Here is a 1515-nt window from a genome sequence, read left to right on the forward strand (position 1 = left end):
GCCGGGCCGGTGCCGTGTGCGCGCTCGGCTGGGCCGCCGGGACCGCCGAGTTCGCCCGCGCCCGCATCCTGCCCGGGCCGCGCACCCGGGACGAGGTGACGACCATGCTGGCCACCAGCGTGCTCATCCCGCCCGCCGCGACCTGGCACCGGCTGGCCGGAGCCTGGCGGCACCGAACCGCCCCCGCCTGGCAGGAGGCGGCCCGGTGAACGCGGTGAAGGCCGTGCTGTTCGACCGCGACGGCACGCTGATCGAGGACGTCCCCTACAACGGCGACCCCGACCGGGTACGCCCCGTCCCGGGCGCCCGCGAGGCGCTCGCCGCGCTGCGGGCCCGCGGCATCCGCACCGGCGTCGTCACCAACCAGTCCGGCATCGCCCGCGGGCTGCTGACCGCCGGTGACGTGCGCCGCGTCAACCGGCGCGTCGACGAACTCCTCGGCCCCTTCGACGTCTGGGCGATCTGCCCGCACGGCCCCGACGACGGCTGCCACTGCCGCAAGCCCCGTCCCGGGATGATCCTCTGGGCGGCCGGCCGCATCTGCACCGACCCGGCCGACTGCGTCGTCATCGGCGACATCGGCCCCGACATCGAGGCCGCGCATCACGCCGGCGCCCACGCCCTCCTCGTCCCCACCGCACAGACCCGCCCGGAGGAGACGGCAGCGGCCCCCCGGGTGGCCCCGGACCTGCCGACGGCCGTGCGGGCGGTACTGGACGAGTGGCTCGACGGGGCCTCGTGGGAGGGCGGCCCGGCCGAGGGCGGCGGTGGTCCGGCAGGGGCCCGGGACGTCGGTGTCGGTGGGGCCGTTTCCGGGAGGCCGTCGTGAAGGCGCTCGTCGTGCGGCTCGACAGCTTCGGTGATGTGCTGCTCGCCGGGCCCGCGGTGCGTGCTGTTGCCGCGCGGGCCGAGAGGGTCAGCGTGTTGTGCGGACCGCACGGGGCGCCCGCCGCGCGGTTGCTGCCCGGGGTGGACGACGTGCTCGTGTGGGACGCGCCCTGGGTCGGGTTCCAGCCGCCGCCGGTGGAGCGCGCGGACGTCGAAGGCGTCGTCGATGCCATCGCCCGCACCGGGGCCGACACCGCCCTCGTGCTGACCTCCTTCCACCAGTCACCGCTGCCGACCGCGCTGCTGCTGCGGCTCGCCGGTGTCCGCTTCGTCGCCGCCGACAGCGAGGACCACCCCGGCTCCCTCCTCGACGTACGCCACCGCCGTGCCCCGCACGCCCACGAGGCGGAGGCCGCGCTCGACCTCGCGGAGGCCGCCGGATTCCCCCGCGTCGACGACGGACGGCTGCGCGTGCTGCCGCCGCCGGCGACCGAGGAACTGACCGGGCCCGCCGGGTACGTCGTCCTGCACCCGGGAGCCAGCGTCCCCGCCCGCGCCTGGAGCCCCGAGCGGTGCGCGCAGGCCGTACGCGAACTGGCCGCCGACGGACGCCGCGTGGTGGTCACCGGCGGCCCGGGGGAGCGGGACCTCACCGCGTACGTCGCCGACCGTGACGCGCTCGACCTC

At 77.4% G+C, this 1515-nt stretch carries 2 protein-coding genes and 1 pseudogene; all 3 read left to right on the plus strand.

Translation table 11 applies throughout. From position 1 onward, the window contains the following. Nucleotides 1-209 (plus strand): annotated as a pseudogene (locus N4P33_RS35155) (transferase); the annotation flags it as partial. Further along, nucleotides 206-829, plus strand: a complete 624-nt coding sequence (locus tag N4P33_RS35160; RefSeq protein WP_260830969.1) for an HAD-IIIA family hydrolase — start codon at nt 206-208, stop codon at nt 827-829. The pseudogene N4P33_RS35155 and the gene N4P33_RS35160, both read left to right, overlap by 4 nt. Beyond that, a partial coding sequence (locus tag N4P33_RS35165) for a glycosyltransferase family 9 protein (protein ID WP_260830971.1) occupies nt 826-1515 on the plus strand: 690 nt, incomplete at its 3' end. The genes N4P33_RS35160 and N4P33_RS35165, both read left to right, overlap by 4 nt.

Source organism: Streptomyces sp. 15-116A (assembly GCF_025290915.1).
Taxonomy (GTDB): Bacteria; Actinomycetota; Actinomycetes; order Streptomycetales; family Streptomycetaceae; genus Streptomyces.